The sequence below is a fragment of the Variovorax sp. OAS795 genome (genome assembly GCF_040546685.1).
GTDB lineage: Bacteria > Pseudomonadota > Gammaproteobacteria > Burkholderiales > Burkholderiaceae_C > Variovorax.
Genome location: NZ_JBEPOH010000001.1, coordinates 2,261,091 through 2,279,405, shown reverse-complemented (window position 1 = coordinate 2,279,405; position 18,315 = coordinate 2,261,091). Strand labels below are relative to the sequence as shown.

16 protein-coding genes and 2 pseudogenes are annotated in these 18,315 nt (G+C 67.5%); 11 read left to right on the top strand and 7 right to left on the bottom strand.

The features are described 5' to 3' along the window. Positions 1 to 61: 61 nt before the first annotated feature. From ABID97_RS11005 to ABID97_RS10990, 4 genes are all read left to right on the top strand, one after another. Entirely contained in the window at positions 62 to 304 is a 243-nt protein-coding gene (locus ABID97_RS11005; protein WP_354398519.1) for an acyl carrier protein, read from the top strand. Then, positions 301 to 1,509 (top strand): beta-ketoacyl-[acyl-carrier-protein] synthase family protein, encoded by a 1,209-nt coding sequence (locus ABID97_RS11000; RefSeq protein ID WP_354398518.1) that lies wholly within the window; start codon positions 301 to 303, stop codon positions 1,507 to 1,509. The genes ABID97_RS11005 and ABID97_RS11000 overlap by 4 nt, the downstream gene beginning before the upstream one ends. A 67-nt stretch (positions 1,510 to 1,576) precedes the next feature. Next, complete coding sequence (locus ABID97_RS10995; RefSeq protein ID WP_354398517.1) at positions 1,577 to 1,984, top strand: DUF2501 domain-containing protein; 408 nt, start codon at positions 1,577 to 1,579, stop codon at positions 1,982 to 1,984. Between the two features lie 76 nt (positions 1,985 to 2,060). Beyond that, positions 2,061 to 3,812, top strand: coding sequence for a SulP family inorganic anion transporter (locus ABID97_RS10990; RefSeq protein ID WP_354398516.1), 1,752 nt, complete (start codon positions 2,061 to 2,063; stop codon positions 3,810 to 3,812). Here ABID97_RS10990 and ABID97_RS10985 read toward each other — a convergent pair. The 4 genes from ABID97_RS10985 to ABID97_RS10970 are packed head-to-tail and all read right to left on the bottom strand — an operon-like array spanning position 3,764 to position 6,722. Beyond that, complete coding sequence (locus tag ABID97_RS10985; protein ID WP_354398515.1) at positions 3,764 to 4,333, bottom strand: DUF3299 domain-containing protein; 570 nt, start codon at positions 4,331 to 4,333, stop codon at positions 3,764 to 3,766. The two genes, ABID97_RS10990 and ABID97_RS10985, sit on opposite strands and share 49 nt — an antisense overlap. 53 nt (positions 4,334 to 4,386) lie before the next feature. After that, positions 4,387 to 4,794 (bottom strand): alternative ribosome rescue aminoacyl-tRNA hydrolase ArfB, encoded by a 408-nt coding sequence (gene arfB, locus ABID97_RS10980; RefSeq protein ID WP_354398514.1) that lies wholly within the window; start codon positions 4,792 to 4,794, stop codon positions 4,387 to 4,389. A gap of 16 nt (positions 4,795 to 4,810) precedes the next feature. Continuing rightward, a complete protein-coding gene (locus ABID97_RS10975) occupies positions 4,811 to 5,995 on the bottom strand; it encodes an acetyl-CoA C-acyltransferase family protein (protein ID WP_354398513.1) in 1,185 nt (394 codons plus the stop codon). Positions 5,996 to 6,038: 43 nt separating this feature from the next. Beyond that, positions 6,039 to 6,722, bottom strand: coding sequence for a TetR/AcrR family transcriptional regulator (locus tag ABID97_RS10970; RefSeq protein WP_354398512.1), 684 nt, complete (start codon positions 6,720 to 6,722; stop codon positions 6,039 to 6,041). A gap of 139 nt (positions 6,723 to 6,861) precedes the next feature. Here ABID97_RS10970 and ABID97_RS10965 point away from each other — a divergent pair, with 139 nt between their 5' ends. The 6 genes and pseudogenes from ABID97_RS10965 to ABID97_RS10940 all read left to right on the top strand — a co-directional run bounded on the left by ABID97_RS10965 (position 6,862) and on the right by ABID97_RS10940 (position 13,527). After that, positions 6,862 to 7,725, top strand: coding sequence for an ABC transporter ATP-binding protein (locus tag ABID97_RS10965; RefSeq protein WP_354398511.1), 864 nt, complete (start codon positions 6,862 to 6,864; stop codon positions 7,723 to 7,725). Beyond that, entirely contained in the window at positions 7,722 to 8,603 is an 882-nt protein-coding gene (locus tag ABID97_RS10960; protein WP_354398510.1) for a branched-chain amino acid ABC transporter permease, read from the top strand. Before ABID97_RS10965 ends, ABID97_RS10960 begins: the two co-directional genes overlap by 4 nt. 12 nt (positions 8,604 to 8,615) lie before the next feature. Beyond that, positions 8,616 to 9,654, top strand: a pseudogene (locus ABID97_RS10955) (branched-chain amino acid ABC transporter permease). 16 nt (positions 9,655 to 9,670) lie between these two features. After that, positions 9,671 to 10,852 (top strand): ABC transporter substrate-binding protein, encoded by a 1,182-nt coding sequence (locus ABID97_RS10950; protein WP_354398509.1) that lies wholly within the window; start codon positions 9,671 to 9,673, stop codon positions 10,850 to 10,852. Then, positions 10,852 to 11,682, top strand: a complete 831-nt coding sequence (locus ABID97_RS10945; protein ID WP_354398508.1) for an ABC transporter ATP-binding protein — start codon at positions 10,852 to 10,854, stop codon at positions 11,680 to 11,682. Before ABID97_RS10950 ends, ABID97_RS10945 begins: the two co-directional genes overlap by 1 nt. Positions 11,683 to 11,705: 23 nt before the next feature. Beyond that, positions 11,706 to 13,527, top strand: a pseudogene (locus ABID97_RS10940) (AMP-dependent synthetase/ligase). A gap of 15 nt (positions 13,528 to 13,542) precedes the next feature. Here ABID97_RS10940 and ABID97_RS10935 read toward each other — a convergent pair. After that, the gene (locus ABID97_RS10935; RefSeq protein WP_354398507.1) at positions 13,543 to 13,881 is read right to left on the bottom strand and encodes a hypothetical protein; all 339 of its coding nucleotides are present in this window, start codon (positions 13,879 to 13,881) and stop codon (positions 13,543 to 13,545) included. Between the two features lie 9 nt (positions 13,882 to 13,890). After that, complete coding sequence (gene clpB / locus ABID97_RS10930; RefSeq protein WP_354398506.1) at positions 13,891 to 16,512, bottom strand: ATP-dependent chaperone ClpB; 2,622 nt, start codon at positions 16,510 to 16,512, stop codon at positions 13,891 to 13,893. A 110-nt stretch (positions 16,513 to 16,622) separates the two neighbouring features. Between clpB and ABID97_RS10925 the strand changes: the two genes are divergently transcribed. Next, complete coding sequence (locus ABID97_RS10925) at positions 16,623 to 17,615, top strand: Bug family tripartite tricarboxylate transporter substrate binding protein (RefSeq protein WP_354398505.1); 993 nt, start codon at positions 16,623 to 16,625, stop codon at positions 17,613 to 17,615. A 40-nt stretch (positions 17,616 to 17,655) separates the two neighbouring features. Here ABID97_RS10925 and ABID97_RS10920 read toward each other — a convergent pair whose 3' ends face one another. Further along, on the bottom strand, positions 17,656 to 18,132 hold the full coding sequence (locus tag ABID97_RS10920; protein WP_354398504.1) for a molybdenum cofactor biosynthesis protein MoaE: 477 nt from the start codon (positions 18,130 to 18,132) through the stop codon (positions 17,656 to 17,658). Positions 18,133 to 18,315: the final 183 nt, after the last annotated feature.

Here is an 18,315-nt window from a genome sequence, read left to right as displayed (position 1 = left end):
TGGAGCGCCCCGGGGGGCGGCGATCGATCAGCGGCCGGCGCAAGACAACAGGCATCGCACGATGAGTTCGCTGAAGGAATTGCAGGACCTGATCCACGAGAAGTACGGCATCGAACCGTCCAAGCTCGACCCCGACGCCTCGATGCGCGAAACCGGCGGGCTCGACTCGCTCGCACTGGCCGAGTTCCTGTTCGCCATCGAAGACCATTTCGGCATCACCATGCCCGACGACGACGCCAACGTCGACACGCTGGGCCAGCTCGCCCTGCTGGTCGACAAGGTCAGGGCCGCGAAGACAGCGTGAACCACGAGGTCCGCGTTACCGGGCTTGGCGTCATGGCGCCGCATGGCGGCGAGCCCGACGCGCTGTTCCAGTCCTTGCTCGATGGCCAATCGGCCATCCAGCCGATCTTTCCCGACCTGCCCAAGCCCGCCGCCGCAGCCACCGTCGCCTTCGACGAATCGCACTGGTTCACCAAGCTGCAACTCGCCGGCGTCGACCGCGTGAGCCAGTTTGCCGTGGCCGCGGCCGATCTCGCGGTGCGCGATGCAGGCCTGCCGATGAGCGATGCCGATCCCGAACGCGTCGGCGTCTATGCCGGATGCGGCATGGGCGGTGCCGCGGCGCTCGAAGCGGCGTACCGCGGCAACGGGCGGGTTTCGCCGCTCACCATTCCCGCCTTCATGCCCAATGCGCCCGCGGCCCACGTGGCCATGCGCCATGGCGTGCAAGGCCCGGTACTCACCTATTCGGTCGCCTGCGCCTCGTCGTCGGTGGCCATTGCCGAAGCCGCCAAGGCCATCCAGCGCGGCGAGGTCGACCTGGCCATTGCCGGCGGCAGCGAGGCACTCATCGTGCCGGGCGTGGTGCTGGCCTGGCAGGCGATGCAGACACTGGCCACTTTCCAGCCCGGCGAAGCAGCCTCGGCGGTGCGGCCCTTCGCGAGTGACCGCAGCGGTTTTGCGCTGGGCGAAGGGGCCGCCTTCCTGGTGCTCGAGTCCGCCGAGCGCGCACGCGCCCGCCGCGCCCGCAGCTATGCGACGCTGGCCGGCTGGGGCTTGAGCAGCGACGCCACGCACCTCACCAAGCCCGACGCCCCGGGCCAGGCCCGCGCATTGCGCGCGGCCCTGCGGCAGGCCGGGCTCCAGCCGCGCGACGTGGGCTACTGCAATGCGCATGGCACGGCCACGCGCATCGGCGACGTGGTGGAGCGCAATGCGCTGGCAGAGGTCTGGGGCAGCGATCTCGACCGCTTGCGCGTCAGCTCCACCAAGGCGCTGCACGGTCACCTGCTGGGCGCCGCGGGTGCCATCGAGGCGCTCATCACGGTGCTCGCGCTGCACCGCCGGCAACTGCCGCCCAATGCCCACTGCAGCGAGATCGATCCGGCCTGCAGCCTGAACCTGGTGACGCAGCACGATTCGGGCGCCCCGATGCTCGAAGCGGCGCTGAGCAACTCCTTTGCTTTCGGCGGCACGAATTCCGTGCTGCTGTTCCGCCGCGCGTGAGCCCGCGTTCCGCGAGGGGTATGCTGACGATGGAATCCCCCTAAACACCCTCAGACGGGAGTTCATCATGCGCTTTCGCTTCGCACTGGTTTCCCTCGCGCTGACCGCGGCGAGCTTCCCGGCCATGGCCCAGTCGGACCTGCTCGGCCAACTCAAGGACCAGGCCGGCGCGTCGCTCGGCCAGGACCTCGGCTTCAAGATGCCCGCCATGGGCTCCAGCACCATCGGCAGCGCGGCCGGCGTGCTGCAGTACTGCGTCAAGAACAACTACCTGGGCGGCGATGCGGCCTCGGTGAAAGACAAGCTCCTTGCCAGGATCACCGGCCAGAAGCAGCAGGAGAAAAACTTCGAGAGCGGCGCAAAAGGCCTGCTGAAGGGCGGCGACGGCAAGACGCTCAACCTGAAATTGCTGTCGTCCAAGCTGAAGTCCAAGGCCTGCGACTACGTGCTGAAGAACGCCAGCTCGCTGATCTGACGGCGCCCCCGCGTGCCACCTGCGCGGCGCACCGCGCATGGGCCGCCCCGCCTCTCCCGTGCGCCCGTAACGCTTCATGAATCCGGCCTCCCCCTCCCCCTCCTCCTCTTCTTCTCTGCGCCAGCGCCTCGCGCGCTGGGTTCCGTGCCTCGCATGGCCGCGCCCCTCCGCCGCGCTGCTGCGCAACGAAGCCATGGCCGGCATCACGGTGGCGCTGATGGTCATTCCGCAGGGCGTGGCCTACGCGGCGCTGGCGGGCATGCCGCTGGTCACGGGCGTCTATGCGGCGCTGTTCCCGGCGCTCATCGCGGTGATCTTCAGTTCGTCGCAGCGGCTGTCGGTCGGCCCCACGGCGCTCACGAGCTTGCTCGTGGGCGCCTCGCTCGCGCCGCTGGCGGTGCCGGGCAGCAGCGAATGGGTGGCCATGGCGGTGTGGCTCACGCTGATCTCGGGCGCCATCCAGATCGTGCTGGGCGCCGGACGTTTCGGCTGGCTGCTGCGGCTGGTCAATTCGCCGGTGCTGATCGGCTTCACGCAGGGCGCGGCAGTGCTGATCGCCATCTCGCAGCTGCCGGCGCTGCTCGGCTTCACGGGGCGCACCGTTCCGCAAGTTCTCCAGGGCGGCCCGCCGCCCGATTTCGTCGCCATCGGCTTCGGGCTCGGCAGCATCGCGGTGCTGTGGCTCGGCAAGCGGCTGGTGCCGCGCTTCCCGACCACCATGGCGCTCGTGGCCGGCGCCGCGGCCATCAGCTGGTCCGTGAACTATGCGCTGCGCGGCGGCGCCGTGGTGGGCAGCCTGCCTTCGGGCCTGCCCTCCTTCTACTGGCCGGGCCTGCTGCCCTCGGGCACGTTCAGCGCGCTGGTGTTGCCCGCGCTGATGATCACGCTGGTGAGCTTTCTGGAGACCGCATCCAGCGCCAAGGTCGACAACGCGCGCGCCGGCACGCTCTGGAACGAGAACCAGGACCTGATCGGCCAGGGGCTGGCCAAGCTGGCCTCGGGTTTCACGGGCGCCTTTCCCACCAGTTCATCGTTCTCGCGCTCGGCCATCACGCTCTATGCGGGCGCGCAGACCGGGTGGGCCACGCTGTTCAGCGTGGCGGTGGTGGCCGGTGCGCTGCTGTGGCTCATGCCCCTGCTCTATCACGTGCCGCAGGCCGTGCTGGCGGCGGTGGTGGTCACGGCCATTCTCGGCCTGGTCAAGCCCGCGAGCTTCGTTGCGCTGTGGCGCGTCTCGCGCATCGAGGCCGGCATCTCGTTCGGCACCTTCGTGCTGACCATCGCCACGGCGCCGAGCATCTACTGGGGCGTGCTGGGCGGGCTGCTCGCGAGCATGGCGCACTACATGTACCGCCACCTGCATCCGCGCATCATCGAGGTGGGCCTGCACCCCGACGGCAGCCTGCGCGACCGGCATCTCTGGAAATTGCCGCCGCTGGCGCCGCACCTCCACGCGCTGCGCATGGATGCCGAGCTCGACTTCGCCTCGGCCTCGACGCTCGAGCGCGCGCTCACGGTCGCCCTGGCCGAGCGTCCCGACCTGACCGACGTGTGCCTCTTCGCGCAGCCCATCAACCGGATCGACATCACCGGCGCCGAGGTGTTCGGCTCGATCCGCCGCATGATGGAAACCAAGGGCGTGCGCCTGCACCTGAGCGGGCTGAAACTGCCGGCCATGCAGGTGCTGGAGCGCGCGGGGCTGCTCGCGCCGGGCCCGATGCTTTTCAGCTACCGAACCGATGCAGAGGCCCTGGCCGCGCTGGCGCAGCCCGAAGCGCTTCAGCGCGCCGGGACAAAAGGCTCGACGGAAGCCGACCTGATTTCGTAGCCGCTCACGCCCATGTCCACCGACGAATAGCGCGCCGCCTTCAAGAGGCCGCTGACCCGCACCGTGTCCATCGCGTGCAGGCCCTTCACGGTGTCGGCCGCGATCACGTGGACGATCTGGTTGGCGGGCGGCGGCGGGGTGTGGATGCAGGCCCCGAAGTAGGGCACCAGCAGGAATTCGCGGATGCCGCCCTGCGTGTTGTCCAGTGGAACCACGAAGCCCGACAGCCGCGCGGCCGTGCCGTCGAGCGCCACGTTGACCGGTGCGTTGTCCCACACGGCGCGCATCTCGTCGAGCATCTGGATCGCGCGCGGGTCGTTGTCGCGCAGCGATTCCAGGCTGATGTTGCGATACCGCTTGGTGGGGTCCCAGTTCTTGGGAACGAGCTCTTCCCACTTGAGTTCCTGCACCGCGCCCAGGGCAGCCGGGCCGGCGTCACTGGACGGCCCGCAGCCCGGCAGGGCGGCCGCACCCGACACAAGCAGGACGGCCGGCACAAGGCGGCGGAGGAAGGCTCTCATGGCCTCCATTGTGCTTGGCGTGCGTGTCGGCCGGCTTAGGAGTGCCTTAAAGCTCAATCCCGCACCGGTCCGCGCAGGTTCTTGATCTGCGAACGCTGGCTCTTGCCCTCGAGCCGGCGCTGCCTGGAACCATAGGTCGGCTTGGTGGGGCGCCGCACGCGCGGCGGCGTCGCCACGCTGTCGACCACGGCCTGCAGGCGCGCGAGCGCATCGGCGCGGTTCATCTCCTGCGTGCGGTGCTGCTGCGCCTTTAGCACGAACACGCCCTCCTGCGTGATGCGGCTGTCGCGCAATGCGAGCAGGCGCTCCTTCACGTCGGCGGGCAGCGAGCACGCGTGGATGTCGTAGCGCAGATGCACCGCGCTCGAGACCTTGTTGACGTTCTGGCCGCCCGCGCCCTGCGCCCGGATGGCGCTGATCTCGACCTCATCGGGGTCGATCAGGAGTGGTGGGCGAAGCATGTCCGCCAGTGTGCCTTCAAACGCGTTCGAAGACGGCGGCAATGCCCTGCCCGCCGCCGATGCACATGGTGACCAGCGCATAGCGGCCGCCGGTGCGATGCAGCTCGGCAATCGCCTTGGTCGTGATGATCGCGCCGGTCGCGCCCACCGGGTGGCCGAGCGAAATGCCGGAGCCGTTCGGGTTCACCTTGGCGGGGTCGAACCCGAGCTCCTTGATGACTGCGCAGGCCTGGGCCGCGAAGGCTTCGTTCGATTCAATCACGTCGAAGTCGCCCACCTTCAGCCCGGTGCGCTCCAGCACCTTGCGCGTGGCGGGCACCGGGCCGATGCCCATGTAGGCGGGCTCGACGCCGGCATGCGCATAGCCGACCAGGCGCGCCAGCGGCTTCAGGCCCAGCGCCTTCACGCGGCCGCCCTCGGCCAGCACCACGGCGGCGGCACCGTCGTTGATGCCCGAGGCATTGCCCGCGGTCACCAGGCCATCCTTCCTGAACGCGGGCTTCATCTTCGAGAGCGCCTCGGCGGTGGTCTCGGCACGCACGTGCTCGTCGGTGTCGAACAGCACGACCCCCTTGCGCGTCTTCACCTCGACCGGAACGATCTCCTCCTTGAAGCGGCCCGCGGCAATGGCGGCGGCGGCGCGCTGCTGGCTGGTGGCGGCCAGTTCGTCCATCTGCTCGCGCGTGATGCCGTAGCGCGCGGCCACGTTCTCGGCCGTGATGCCCATGTGGATCTTCTCCCACGGGTCGTGAAGGATGCCCAGCATGTAGTCGACCAGCACCGCGTCGCCCATCCGTGCGCCGTAGCGCGCCGACGTGTCGAAGTACGGGCCGCGGCTCATCGATTCGGAGCCCCCGCCGATGGCGATGTCGCAGTCGCCCAGCGCAATGGCCTGCGCCGCCGACACGATGGCCTGCAGGCCCGAGCCGCAGAGGCGGTTCACGTTGAAGGCCGGCGTCTCGATCGGGCAGCCCGCATCGATGGCGGCCACGCGGCTCAGGTAGGCGTCCTTCACGTCCGTGGGAATCACGTTGCCCATCACCACGTGCCCGATGGCATCGGCCGCCACGCCGCTGCGTTCGATGGCGGCCTTGACCGCGGTGGTGGCCAGTTGCGTGTTGGGCACGTCCTTCAGCGCGCCGCCGAAGGTGCCGATGGCTGTGCGGGCGGTGCCGACCACGAAGATGTCGCGCGAGGTCATGGTGTGGGTCTCCTGGATTGAAAAGAACTGGGCCGGGCGATGCTCACCCGGGTTTGCGCGCAACGGACTTGCGGCGCGCGGCGGGAGCCGGGCGATGCAGCACACCGTTCAGCAGCAGCTGGATGCCCTGGTCCGCGATCTGCGTGGGTGTGAGGTCGCCATCGGGGCGATACCAGCGGCCGATCCAGCTCAGCGCGCCGGCCAGCATGAACGCGGCCATCTTGGGATCGCAGGGCGCAAGCGATCCTTCGGCCACGCCTTCCGCGATGAGCCGGCGGAACTGCCCGTCGATGCCGGCCTTGAGCCGGCGCAGCTCCTTCTTGAGCGGATCGGGCAGCGGGTCTTCGCCGATGCGGATCACGCACATGCCGAAGTCCTGCGTGACCACGCTCGAGTAGATGCGCATGCAGGCCTCGAGCTGGTCGATGGCGCTGCCGCCCGCGGCGCGCACCTCGTCGATGCCGGCCTGCATCAGGTCGAGCGCGATCTTCACGCACTCCAGCAGGATCTGGTCCTTGCTCTCGACGTAGTAGTAGACCGTGGGCTTGCTGACGTTGAGGCGTTCGGCGATGTCGTCCAGCGAGGTGGCATGGAAGCCGCGCTCGTTGAACAGCTGGGCCGCGGCCTGCAGCACGGCATTGCGCTTGACCTCTCGCTGCTGCGCGCGCTTGCCCGCGGGCTCCCAGGGAGAGGACGTGGAAGATGCGATGAGGGCTGGGCTGGGCATGGGGTTTGTGCGGGCGGGGAAAGTCCTGATGCCGCGGCCTGCGGCGAACCATGACATTACCCATCAGTAGGAATTTTACGCGCCAGTAGCTTTTCTGCTCGTGGACACAAACCCTGACCGTACCGCTCCCCTCTTAGCCATGCCTGACGCGCCCTCACGGGACGACTCCCTTGCGCCTGCCGCCTCCGTGCTGCGGGTGGAGGCGTTGACGCTCGCCTTCGGCGGGGTCAAGGCGCTGACGAACGTGGGCTTCGGCGTGGCACACGGTTCGATCACCGCGGTGATCGGGCCGAACGGCGCGGGCAAGACATCACTCTTCAACACGATCTCGGGCTTCTACAGGCCCGCAGAAGGCCGTGTCCTGTTCGAGGGCGAAGACATCACGCGCCTGCCCGCGCCCAAGCGCGCCGCGCTCGGCCTTGCGCGCAGCTTCCAGAACATCGCGCTGTTCCGCGGCATGACGGTGCTCGACAACATCAAGCTCGGCCGCCACGCGCACCTCAAGTCGAACGTGTTCGACGCCCTGTTCTACCTCGGCCGTGCGCGGCGGGAAGAAGCCGAGCTGCGGCGCGACGTGGAGGAACGGATCATCGACTTCCTGGAGATCGACCACATCCGCCATGCCTCCGTCGCCGCCCTGCCCTATGGCCTGCAGAAGCGGGTCGAGATGGCGCGCGCATTGGCGATGCAGCCCAAGGTGCTGATGCTCGACGAGCCCGTGGCCGGCATGAACCGCGAAGAGACCGAGGACATGGCCCGCTTCATCCTCGACGTGCGGCGCGAGTGGGGCATCACGGTGCTGATGGTGGAGCACGACATGGGCATGGTGATGGACCTGTCGGACCACGTCGTGGTGCTCAACTTCGGCCAGGTGATTGCGCAGGGCACGCCGGCGCAGGTGCAGGCCGATCCGGAGGTGATCCGCGCCTACCTGGGCGCGGGCGACGTCGGCGAGTTGCGGCGCAGGCTGCGCGGCGAAGCCGCGGCACAGGCGGCGGCATGATGGATTGGGCCTACCTGTTCGAGATCGCGCTCACCGGCATTGCCGGCGGCGGCCTGTATGCGCTCGCGGCGCTGGCCTTCGTGCTGGTCTACAAGGCCACGCGCGTGGTCAACATCGCGATCGGCGAGATGCTGATGATCGGCGCCTACCTGTTCTTCACCTTTGCCGCGAGCTTCTCCCTGCCGGTCTGGCTCGCGGTGCTGGGCTCGGTGATCGGCACCGGCCTCCTGGGCGCGGTGGTCGAGCGCACCATGATCCGCCCGCTGCTGGGCGAGCCGCCGATCTCGGTCTTCATGGTGACGGTGGGGCTGGCGTCGATCCTTGTCGGGCTGGTGGAGATCGTCTGGACCGCGGACCAGCGACGGCTGCCGGAGTTCCTGCCGAACGCGCCGGTGATGATCGGCGAAGCGTTCCTCGCGCCCAAGATCGCCTACGGCGCACTGATCGCGGTGGTGCTGATCGGCATGGTGCTGCTGCTGTTTCGCTTCTGGCGCGGCGGCGTGGCGTTGCGGGCGACTGCATCCGACCAGGCCGCGGCGTACTCGATGGGCATCAACGTGCCGCGCGTGTTCTCGCTCGCATGGGTCGCCTCGGCCATGATCGCGGCCGTGGCCGGCATCATCGTCGGCGCGATCGGCGGCATCTCGTCGTCGATGGGCGTGTTCGGCTTGTCGGTGCTGGTGGTGGTGATCGTCGGCGGGCTCGACAGCGTGCTGGGCGCGCTGGTCGGCGGGCTCTTCATCGGCCTGGTCGAGGCGCTCGCGGGCTCGTACCTGGGCGGCGAATACAAGCTGCTCGCAACCTTCATCGTGCTGGTCCTCGTGCTGATGGTGCGGCCCTACGGCCTGTTCGGCACGCGCGAGATCGAGAGGCTCTGAGATGGCGGACCCATGCGCATAGGCACCCTCAAGCAAAGCTACGTCGCGGATGCGGCGCTCTTCGACTCGCGCACACAGAAGGCGTGGCTGGCCATGGGCGCGGCGCTGCTGGTGCTGTTCCCGTTCATGGCCAGCGACTACTGGCTGTACCTCGCGTGCCTGGTCGCCATCAACGTGGCCAGCGCGACAGGGCTCAACATCCTCACGGGCTACACGGGATTGGTGAGCCTGGGCCAGGCCGCCTTCATGGGCCTGGGTGCATACACCGTCGCCATCATGCACACACGGCTCGGCACGCCCTTCCTGCTGAACATTGCCGCAGGCGGCGTGGTCGCCATGCTCGGAGGCCTGGTCGTGGGCATTCCCTCGCTGCGCGTGAAGGGCCTGTACCTGGCCATTGCCACCATTGCCGCTTCGTTCATCGCCCACTTCCTGTTCGCCAACCTCAAGCTCACGGGCGGCACATCGGGCCTCTCGCTGCCGCCCGCGCAGTTCTTCGGCTTGCCGCTGGACACCTCGTTCCGCCTCTACTGGGTGATCGTGCCCGTCATGCTGCTGATGGTGCTCGGCGCGGCCAACCTCTTTCGAACGCGCGTGGGCCGGGCCTTCATCGCGATCCGCGACCGCGACATCTCGGCCGAGGTGCTGGGCATTCCGCTGCTGCGCTACAAGCTGCTGTCGTTCGGCCTCTCGTCCTTCTACGCCGGCGTGGCCGGCGGGCTGTGGGCCTACTTCTTCCGCGTGGTCACGCCCGAGAGCTTTCCGCTCCTGATGTCGATCTTCTTTCCTGGCCGCGATCATCGTCGGCGGCATGGGCACGATCCTCGGCGGCATCCTCGGCGCGGTGTTCATGACCATGGTGCCCGAGCTGCTCAAGCTGGTGGTCGACCTGCTGCCCGGCGGCGTCGAGATGGCCGTGTTCCTCTCGCCCGTTCGCACCGTGGTGTTCGGGCTGCTGATCGTCGGATTTCTGGTGTTCGAGCCGCATGGGCTCGCAGAAGTGTGGCGGCGCATCCGCCGCTTCTTTCATCTATGGCCTTTCCGTAACTAGACCGCAGGAGACAAGCATGCCCAAGACACCGAAGCTTTCCCAACACCGCCGCGCCCTCTTGATTGCCGCCGGCCTCGCGGCCGCGGTGCCGTTCGCGCATGCGCAAGGCAGCGAGGACATCGTCATCGGCGGTTCGATCCCGATGACCGGCGTGTTCGCCTTCGCGGGCGTCGGCATCAACGCCGGCATTGCCGACTACGTGAAGATCGTCAACGATGCGGGCGGCATCAAGGGGCGCAAGCTGCGCTACGTGCCCGAGGACACGGGCTACAAGGTCGACGTCTCTGTAGCGGCCTTCAAGAAGATCACGAGCCAGAACAAGGTCAACCTCTACTACGGCGACTCCACGGGCTTCTCCAAGACGATCAACCCCGAGCTCGACCGCAACGGCCAGATCCTGATGGCCGGTGCCTCGTTCGCGACCGAGCTGAACGACGCCGCCAAGTACCCGAACCAGTTCCTGGTGGGGCCCGACTACACCGAACAGATCGGCATCCTGCTGCGGCACATCGCCAAGGAAAAGCCCGGCGCCAAGGTGGCCTTCGTGTACTCGGATTCCGAGTTCGGCCGCGATCCCATCGAGGCCAGCGAGGCCGCCGCCAGGAAGCTGGGCTTGACGGTCCCCGTCAAGCTCATGACGCCGCCGGGCAGTGTCGACGTGTCGACCGAAGTCATCAAGCTGCGCCGCGCCGCGCCCGACTACACCATCTTCCACGGCTACATCCTGGCGCCCATTCCCGAGTTCATCCAGCAGGGCAAGCAGATGGGCATGACCAGCAAATGGATGGGCACCTTCTGGACCATGGACAGTTCCACTGTCATGAAGATGGGCGAAGGCGCCGACGGGTTCATGGGCGTCATGCCCTACCGCTACTACTACGACACCTCGGCCAAGGCGCCGATGCTCGACAAGATCCGCGCGCTGCGCCCCGAGTACCAGAGCACCGCGTACACGCAAGGCTTTCTCACCGCGATGCTGTTCACCGAAGCCGCCAGGCGCACGCTGGAGGCAGGCAAGCCGCTGGACGCCAGGAACCTCAAGGCCTCGCTCAACACCATCAAGGACTTCGACACCGGCGGGATCATCGGCACGCCGATCACCATCAAGGGCAACTCGATCCCGGTGGGCCGCGTCTACAAGGCCGACATGAAGGCGCAGAAGATGGTGGCCGCGTCAGACTGGATCTCGCTGGACTGATGGACGCGCGCGCGGCACCGCCGGACCTCGTGTTGGAGGTCAACAACATCGAGGTGGTCTACAACAAGGTCGTGCAGGTGCTGCGCGGCCTGTCGCTGGCCGTGCCGCGCGGGCAGATCGTGGCGCTGCTGGGCAGCAACGGCGCCGGCAAGTCGACCACGCTCAAGGCGGTGTCGGGGCTGCTTGCGCTGGAAGACGGCGAGGTGGAAGCGGGCCGTATCGTGTTCGATGGCGCACCCACCGCGCAGCTCGCGCCGCAGCAGCTGGTGCGGCGCGGGCTCAGCCATGTGATGGAAGGCCGCCGCGTGTTCGAGGACCTGACGGTGGAGGAAAACCTGGTCGCCGCCGCCTACGCGCTGGCCGGCCGCCAGGGTGCCGCGCCGCCGCGCAATTTCGACGACGTCTACGCGTACTTCCCGCGCCTGCACGAACGGCGCAAGGGCCTGGCGGGCTATCTCTCGGGGGGCGAGCAGCAGATGCTCGCGATCGGCCGGGCGCTGGTCGCGCAGCCCAAGCTCATCCTGCTGGACGAACCCTCGCTGGGCCTTTCGCCCAAGCTGGTGGAAGACATCTTCACGATCATCGCGCGCATCAACGCCGAGCGCGGCACCTCGATGCTGCTGGTCGAGCAGAACGCGAGCGTGGCGCTGGCCATTGCGCACACGGGCTACATCATGGAAAGCGGCAAGGTGGTGATCGACGGCAGCGCCGAACGGCTGGCGGCCGATCCCGACGTGCGGGAGTTCTACCTGGGCGTGGGCGGCAGCGGCGAATCGCGCAGCTTCCGCACGCTCAAGCACTACAAGCGCCGCAAGCGCTGGCTGTCATGAGCGCAGTGCCAACGGAAACACCGATGACCTCAGCAGCGCTCCCCCCGCTCACGCTGCCGCAGATGCTGCGCGAGCAGGCGCGCCGGCAGCCCCGGCAGATTGCGATCAGGCAAAAGGATTTCGGCATCTGGCACCCGCTCGACTGGGCCGGCTACCTGCAGCGCGCCAGCCGCTTCGGCCTCGGCCTGCATGCGATGGGCCTTGCGCCGCGGCGGGCACCTGGGCGTGATCTCCGAGAACCGCGTCGAATGGCTGCTCGCGCAGATGGGCGCGGGCCTGATCGGCGCGGTGACGGTCGGCGTGTATCCGACCAGCCCCAGCAACGAGGTGGCCTATGTGATCGGCCATGCAGACATCGAGGTGATCGTCTGCGAGGACCAGGAACAGACCGACAAGGTGCTCGACGCGATCGACCAGCTGCCGCGCCTGCGCAAGATCGTCGTCATCGAGACCAAGGGGCTCGCGAGCTATCCGCCCGAGGTGCGCGGACTCATCGCCACCTTTGCGGACGTGGAACGGGCCGGCGCCGAAGTGCATGCACGCGAGGGCGACGGGCCGATCGACGCCGCGCTGGCGCACCAGTCGCTGGCCGACATCGGCCTCATGATCTACACCTCGGGCTCCACGGGCAAGCCCAAGGGCGCGATGATTTCGTACCGCAACATCCGCGGCGTGGTGCCCGGCATCGCCGAGCGGCTGGCGCTCGATGGCGCCACCACGCACCTGTCGTACCTGCCGCTGTGCCATGTGGCCGAGCAGATGCTTTCGGCCTTCGTGCCGCTCTACCTGGGCTCGCAGGTGAACTTCGGCGAATCGATCCGCACCGTGCAGGAAGACCTGCGCGAAGTGGCGCCCACGATGTTCCTCGGCGTGCCGCGCATCTGGGAAAAGCTGCACGCTGGCATCACCATCAAGATGCAGGAGGCCGGACGGCTGCAACGCGCGCTGTTCGGCCGCGCGATGGCCGCCTGCGCGCCGCTGGCCGAGAAACCGCGCCATGCATGGACCCTGGCGGAGCGCGGCCGCTTCGCCCTGCACTACTGGACGGTGCTGCGCGCACTGCAGAACTTCATCGGACTGCGGCGCGCGCGCATCGCACTGACCGGTGCGGCACCCATCCCGCCCGACGTGGTGCGCTTCTTTCGCACGCTGGGCCTGCCCCTGGTGGAGGTCTACGGGCTCACCGAATCGACCGGCATGATTGCCGGCCATCGCAGCGACGCCGTGAAGATCGGCACCGTGGGCCCGCCCACGCTGGGCACCGAGCACCGCGTGGGCGAAGCGGGCGAACTGCTGGTGCGCGGCGAGATGGTGTTCGAGGGCTACTACAAGAACCCCGAGGCCACGGCTGCATCGCTGCGCGACGGCTGGCTCCATACGGGCGACGTGGTGCGCGAAGAAGACGGCCAGCTGCGCATCGTCGACCGCCTGAAAGACATCATGATCACGGCCGGCGGCAAGAATCTCACGCCCTCGGAGATCGAGAACACCATGAAGGGCAGCCCCTTCATCAAGGAATGCATCGTGGTGGCGGACGGCCGCAAGTTCGTCGGTGCACTGCTGCAGATCGACTACGAAACGGTCGGCAAGTGGGCCGAAGCGGCACGCATTCCGTTCACCCACTTCCGCTCGCTGGTCGACGAGCCGCGCGTGCGCGCGTTGATCGAAACAGAAATTTCACGCGGCAACGAGAAGCTCGCGCAGGTGTCGCAGATCCGGCGTTTTCACCTGCTCACAAAAGAGTTGGACCACGACGACGGCGAAGTCACCGCGACCATGAAGGTGCGGCGCTCCAGCATCTACAAGGCCTACGCGGAAGAGATCGAGGCGCTGTACCGCGCCTGAACATACGCCGCGCCGCTACTCGCCGCGCGCGGGCCGGGCCCGCACGTCGGTCACGTCGCCGGCGGGACGCAGCGACAACGGGCTGCGCACCGATTCGCCGCGCGCACGCGCATTGGCCATGTCGGCCGCGGTGGGCTCGGCCGGCTGCGCCGCCTTGCGAAAGCGCTCGAAGCCCGAGCGCGGATTGAAACGTCCGCCCATCGAAGCCATCCATGGCGTCACAGGCTGGCCCGTGATCCGCCCCCAGGCGTAGCGCGCACCACACATGGCCGCGAGCAGCGTGACCACCACGGCGAGGCTGGCCGCGAACACCAGGCCCAAAAGCAGAAGAATGACGCGAAAAATGAAGTTCATCATCCGACTTTAGGCCGCAATGGCCTCCGATGGTTCCCCGGCCTTGGTGAACGAAAACTGGCCAGGGGTCCGGATCGGGTCGGTTGTCACTTCGATCGTGTCCTTCGGGCCGAAGCTGCCGTCGAGCAGCAGCTTCGACAGCGGGTTCTCGATGCGCTGCTGGATCGCGCGCTTCAGCGGCCGTGCGCCGAACACCGGATCGAAGCCGACCTTGGCAATCTCGGCCAGCGCCGCGGGGGAGACCTCCAGGCCCAGGTCCAGCTTCGCGAGCCGGGCCTTCAGCACCTTGAGCTGGATCGCGGCAATCGATTCGATGTTTTTCGCGTCGAGCGCGTGGAACACCACGGTCTCGTCGATGCGGTTCAGGAACTCGGGGCGGAAGTAGTTCTTCAGCTCGTCCCACACCGCTTCCTTGATCTCCTCGGCCGGCTGGCCCACCATCGACTGGATGATCGGCGAACCGATGTTGCTGGTCATCACGATCACGGTGTTCTTGAAGTCCACGGTGCGGCCCTGGCCGTCGGTCAGGCGGCCGTCGTCGAGCACCTGCAGCAGCACGTTGAACACGTCGTGGTGCGCCTTCTCGACCTCGTCGAGCAGCACCACGCTGTAGGGCTTGCGGCGCACGGCCTCCGTCAGGTAGCCGCCCTCCTCGTAGCCGACGTAGCCCGGCGGCGCGCCGATCAGGCGGGCGACCGAATGCTTCTCCATGAACTCGCTCATGTCGATGCGGATGAGGTGGTCTTCGCTGTCGAACATGAATCCGGCCAGCGCCTTGCACAGCTCGGTCTTGCCCACGCCCGTGGGGCCGAGGAACAGGAAGGAGCCGGTCGGGCGGTTCGGGTCGCTCAAGCCCGAGCGAGAGCGGCGGATGGCGTTGGCCACCGCGCCGATGGCCTCGTCCTGCCCCACCACGCGTTCGTGCAGCTTGTCTTCCATGACGAGCAGCTTGTCGCGCTCGCCCTGCATCAGCTTGGCGACCGGAATGCCGGTGGCGCGCGCCACGACCTCGGCGATTTCTTCGGAGCCGACCTGCGTGCGCAGCAGCGTGGGCGCGCTCGACTTGCCCTTGCTGGCCTCGTTTTCCTCGGCTTCGCGCAGGCGCTTCTCGAGCGCGGGCAGCTGTCCGTATTGCAGCTCGGCGAGCTTGTTGAAGTCGCCCTTGCGCTTCCACTCCTCGATCTCGAATTTGATCTTGTCGATGTCCTCGCGGATCTTCGCGCTGCCCTGCGCCTGCGCCTTCTCGGCCTGCCAGATCTCGTCGTAGTCGGCAATCTCTTTTTGCAGGCGCGCGATCTCGTCCTCGATGAGATTGAAGCGCTTCTGCGAGGCCTCGTCCTTCTCGCGGCGCACGGCTTCGCGCTCGATCTGCAGCTGGATCAGCCGGCGGTCGAGCCGGTCCATGACCTCGGGCTTGGAATCCATCTCGATCTTGATCTTGGCCGCGGCCTCGTCGATCAGGTCGATGGCCTTGTCGGGCAGGAAGCGGTCGGTGATGTAGCGGTCGGACAGCTCGGCCGCGGCGACGATGGCCGGGTCGGTGATCTGCACGCCATGGTGCACCTCGTACTTTTCCTGCAGGCCGCGCAGGATGGCGATGGTGGCTTCGACGCTCGGCTCGCCCACGATGATCTTCTGGAAGCGGCGCTCCAGCGCGGCGTCCTTCTCGATGTACTTGCGGTATTCGTCGAGCGTGGTGGCGCCCACGCAGTGCAGCTCGCCGCGCGCAAGCGCCGGCTTGAGCATGTTGCCCGCGTCCATCGCGCCTTCGGCCTTGCCGGCGCCGACCATGGTGTGCAACTCATCGATGAAGACGATGGTCTGGCCTTCATCCTTGGCCAACTCGCTCAGCACGGTCTTCAGGCGCTCCTCGAACTCGCCGCGGTACTTGGCGCCGGCCAGCAGCGCGGCCATGTCCAGCGACAGCACCCGCTTGCCCTTGAGCGACTCGGGCACCTCGCCCGCGACGATGCGCTGGGCCAGCCCTTCGACGATGGCGGTCTTGCCCACGCCCGGCTCACCGATGAGCACCGGGTTGTTCTTGGTGCGGCGCTGCAGCACCTGGATGGCACGCCGGATCTCCTCGTCGCGGCCGATGACCGGGTCGAGCTTGCCCAGGCGGGCGCGCTCGGTCAGGTCGAGGCAGTATTTCTTGAGGGCTTCGCGCTGGCCCTCGGCGTCGGCGCTGTTCACGCCCTGGCCGCCGCGCACGGCATCGATGGCCGATTCGAGCGACTTGCGGCTCAGTCCGTTTTCCTTCGCGATGCGGCCGATGTCCGACTTGCTGTCGGCCACGGCCAGGAGGAAGAGCTCGCCCGCAATGAACTGGTCATTGCGCTTGATGGCCTCTTTCTCGGTGGCCTGCAGCAGCTTGCCCAGCTCCGGACCGACCTGCACGACATCGTGTCCCTGCACCTGCGGCAGCTTCTTGATGGCGGCTTCGGCCGCGTTCGCCAGCCCGTGCACGTTGACGCCGGCACGCTCCAGCAAGGCGCGAGGGCCGTCGTCCTGGCGCAGCATCGCGACCAGCAGGTGGGCCGGCTCGATGTAGGCGTTGTCGTTGCCGATCGCGAGCGTCTGCGCATCGCTCAGCGCTTCGTTGAATTTGGTGGTGAGTTTGTCTTGTCGCATGGTGGTGTTCCTGCACTCAAAATAGGACTGTTCGGACGCGATTCAAGGTGTCCGGCGTCTCCGGCACGGGTATTGCACTGTGCCTGCTCATCTTTCGAATGGAGTCGATCATGGTTTTTTCAATGCAGAGCCCCCATCCGGTTCGCCGGGCGCTCGGCGTCGGCCTCTTTGTAGCGGCCCTGGGCCTGTCCGGTCTTGCGCAGGCGCAAGGCACCCCCATCCGCCTGCTGGTCGGCTTTCCCGCCGGTGCCGGCACGGACGCCATCGCCCGCACGCTGGGCGAGAAGCTCAAGGACGTGCTGGGCGTGCCGGTGGTGGTGGAGAACCGCGCCGGCGCCGGCGGGCAGATCGCCGCGCAGGCGCTGAAGGCCGCACCGGCCGACGGCCACACGCTGTTCCTCTCGCACGACCACTCCATCTCGATCCTGCCGCAGGTGGTGAAGAACCCGGGCTTCAATCCGGCGACCGATTTCGTGCCCGTGGCGGGTTTTGCCACTTTCGCCAACGTGCTGGCCGTCTCGGGCGGTACGCCGGCCAAGAGCCTCGACGAGTACGTGAAATGGGTTCGCACCCAGCGCGGCGGCAAGGAAACCATCGGCATCCCGGCGCCGGCCTCGATTCCGGAGTTCCTGGTGAAGATGATCTCGGAAAAATACAAGATCGACGTGCAGCCCGCGCCCTACCGCGGCAGCGCACCGATGACGGCGGACATGCTGGGCAACCAGATCACCGCGGGCATCGCCTCGGTGCCGGACTTCATCGAGAACCACAAGGCGGGCAAGGTGCGCATCGTGGCTTCCATCGGCGCCAGGCGCCAGGCCGTGCTGCCGAACGTGCCGACCTTCACCGAACTGGGCTTCTCCAACCTCGAAGACCTGCCCTACTACGGCATCTTCGCGCCCGTCGGCACGCCCCAGCCGATCATCGACAAGTACGGCGAGGCGCTGCAGAAGGTGCTGGCCATGCCCGACGTGAAGCAGAAGCTGACCACGATAGGCCTCACCGTGGCCTACGAGCCGCAGGGCCAGTTCGCAGGCCGCGTGCGCACCTACACGCAGGCCTGGGAGCGGATCATCCAGTCGAGCGGGTTCAAGCCCCTCTGACCTCCCTTGCCCCCTCTCCCTCTGCGAGAGGGGAGAGAGATCAGGCGTTGTTGGCGGTGATACCCCACCGCGCCAGCGCCGCGTCGTCGCTGACGCGCGCATCCACCCATCGTGCGCCTTCAGGCGTTTGTTCCTTCTTCCAGAACGGCGCCTGCGTCTTGAGATAGTCCATCAGGAACTCGCAGGCCTCGAAGCTCTGGCCCCGGTGGGCCGAGATCACCGCCACCATCATGATCTGGTCGGGCGGCCGCAGCAGGCCCACGCGGTGGATCACACGTGCGCCGAGGATGTCGAAGCGCCGGTGCGCCTCGTCGATCATCCCCTCGATGGCCTTCTCGGTCATGCCGGGATAGTGCTCGAGCTCCATCGAGGCGATCGAGCTGCCGTCATTGCGATCCCTGACCGTGCCGATGAAGCTGCAGACCGCGCCCACGCGTTTGTCGCCGGCGCGCAACGCGGCGACCTCCTGTCCGAGGTCGAAATCGGCTGTCTGGATCGAAACGCGTGCATCGCTCATGCCGGGATTGTGGCACCGCGCTAGACTTCGGCAATGCCTTGCCACGCCACGCTTTCTCCGGTGCTTACGCACCTTGAGAGCCGCCGTGCGCGCCAGGGCAGCAAAGCCAAAAAACCAAAGCTCGTCTGACCGGAGCTGCGGTTCCGTCGTCGGATGAGCGACGGAACCTGCCAAGGCATTGGT

Coding starts and splice junctions, on each gene's coding strand:
- ABID97_RS11005 (WP_354398519.1), top strand. CDS start 62: ATGAGTTCGCTGAAGGAATTGCAGGACCTGATCCACGAGAAGTACGGC.
- ABID97_RS10995 (WP_354398517.1), top strand. CDS start 1,577: ATGCGCTTTCGCTTCGCACTGGTTTCCCTCGCGCTGACCGCGGCGAGC.
- ABID97_RS10990 (WP_354398516.1), top strand. CDS start 2,061: ATGAATCCGGCCTCCCCCTCCCCCTCCTCCTCTTCTTCTCTGCGCCAG.
- ABID97_RS10985 (WP_354398515.1), bottom strand. CDS start 4,333: ATGAGAGCCTTCCTCCGCCGCCTTGTGCCGGCCGTCCTGCTTGTGTCG.
- arfB (WP_354398514.1), bottom strand. CDS start 4,794: ATGCTTCGCCCACCACTCCTGATCGACCCCGATGAGGTCGAGATCAGC.
- ABID97_RS10975 (WP_354398513.1), bottom strand. CDS start 5,995: ATGACCTCGCGCGACATCTTCGTGGTCGGCACCGCCCGCACAGCCATC.
- ABID97_RS10970 (WP_354398512.1), bottom strand. CDS start 6,722: ATGCCCAGCCCAGCCCTCATCGCATCTTCCACGTCCTCTCCCTGGGAG.
- ABID97_RS10965 (WP_354398511.1), top strand. CDS start 6,862: ATGCCTGACGCGCCCTCACGGGACGACTCCCTTGCGCCTGCCGCCTCC.
- ABID97_RS10960 (WP_354398510.1), top strand. CDS start 7,722: ATGATGGATTGGGCCTACCTGTTCGAGATCGCGCTCACCGGCATTGCC.
- ABID97_RS10950 (WP_354398509.1), top strand. CDS start 9,671: ATGCCCAAGACACCGAAGCTTTCCCAACACCGCCGCGCCCTCTTGATT.
- ABID97_RS10945 (WP_354398508.1), top strand. CDS start 10,852: ATGGACGCGCGCGCGGCACCGCCGGACCTCGTGTTGGAGGTCAACAAC.
- ABID97_RS10935 (WP_354398507.1), bottom strand. CDS start 13,881: ATGAACTTCATTTTTCGCGTCATTCTTCTGCTTTTGGGCCTGGTGTTC.
- clpB (WP_354398506.1), bottom strand. CDS start 16,512: ATGCGACAAGACAAACTCACCACCAAATTCAACGAAGCGCTGAGCGAT.
- ABID97_RS10925 (WP_354398505.1), top strand. CDS start 16,623: ATGGTTTTTTCAATGCAGAGCCCCCATCCGGTTCGCCGGGCGCTCGGC.
- ABID97_RS10920 (WP_354398504.1), bottom strand. CDS start 18,132: ATGAGCGATGCACGCGTTTCGATCCAGACAGCCGATTTCGACCTCGGA.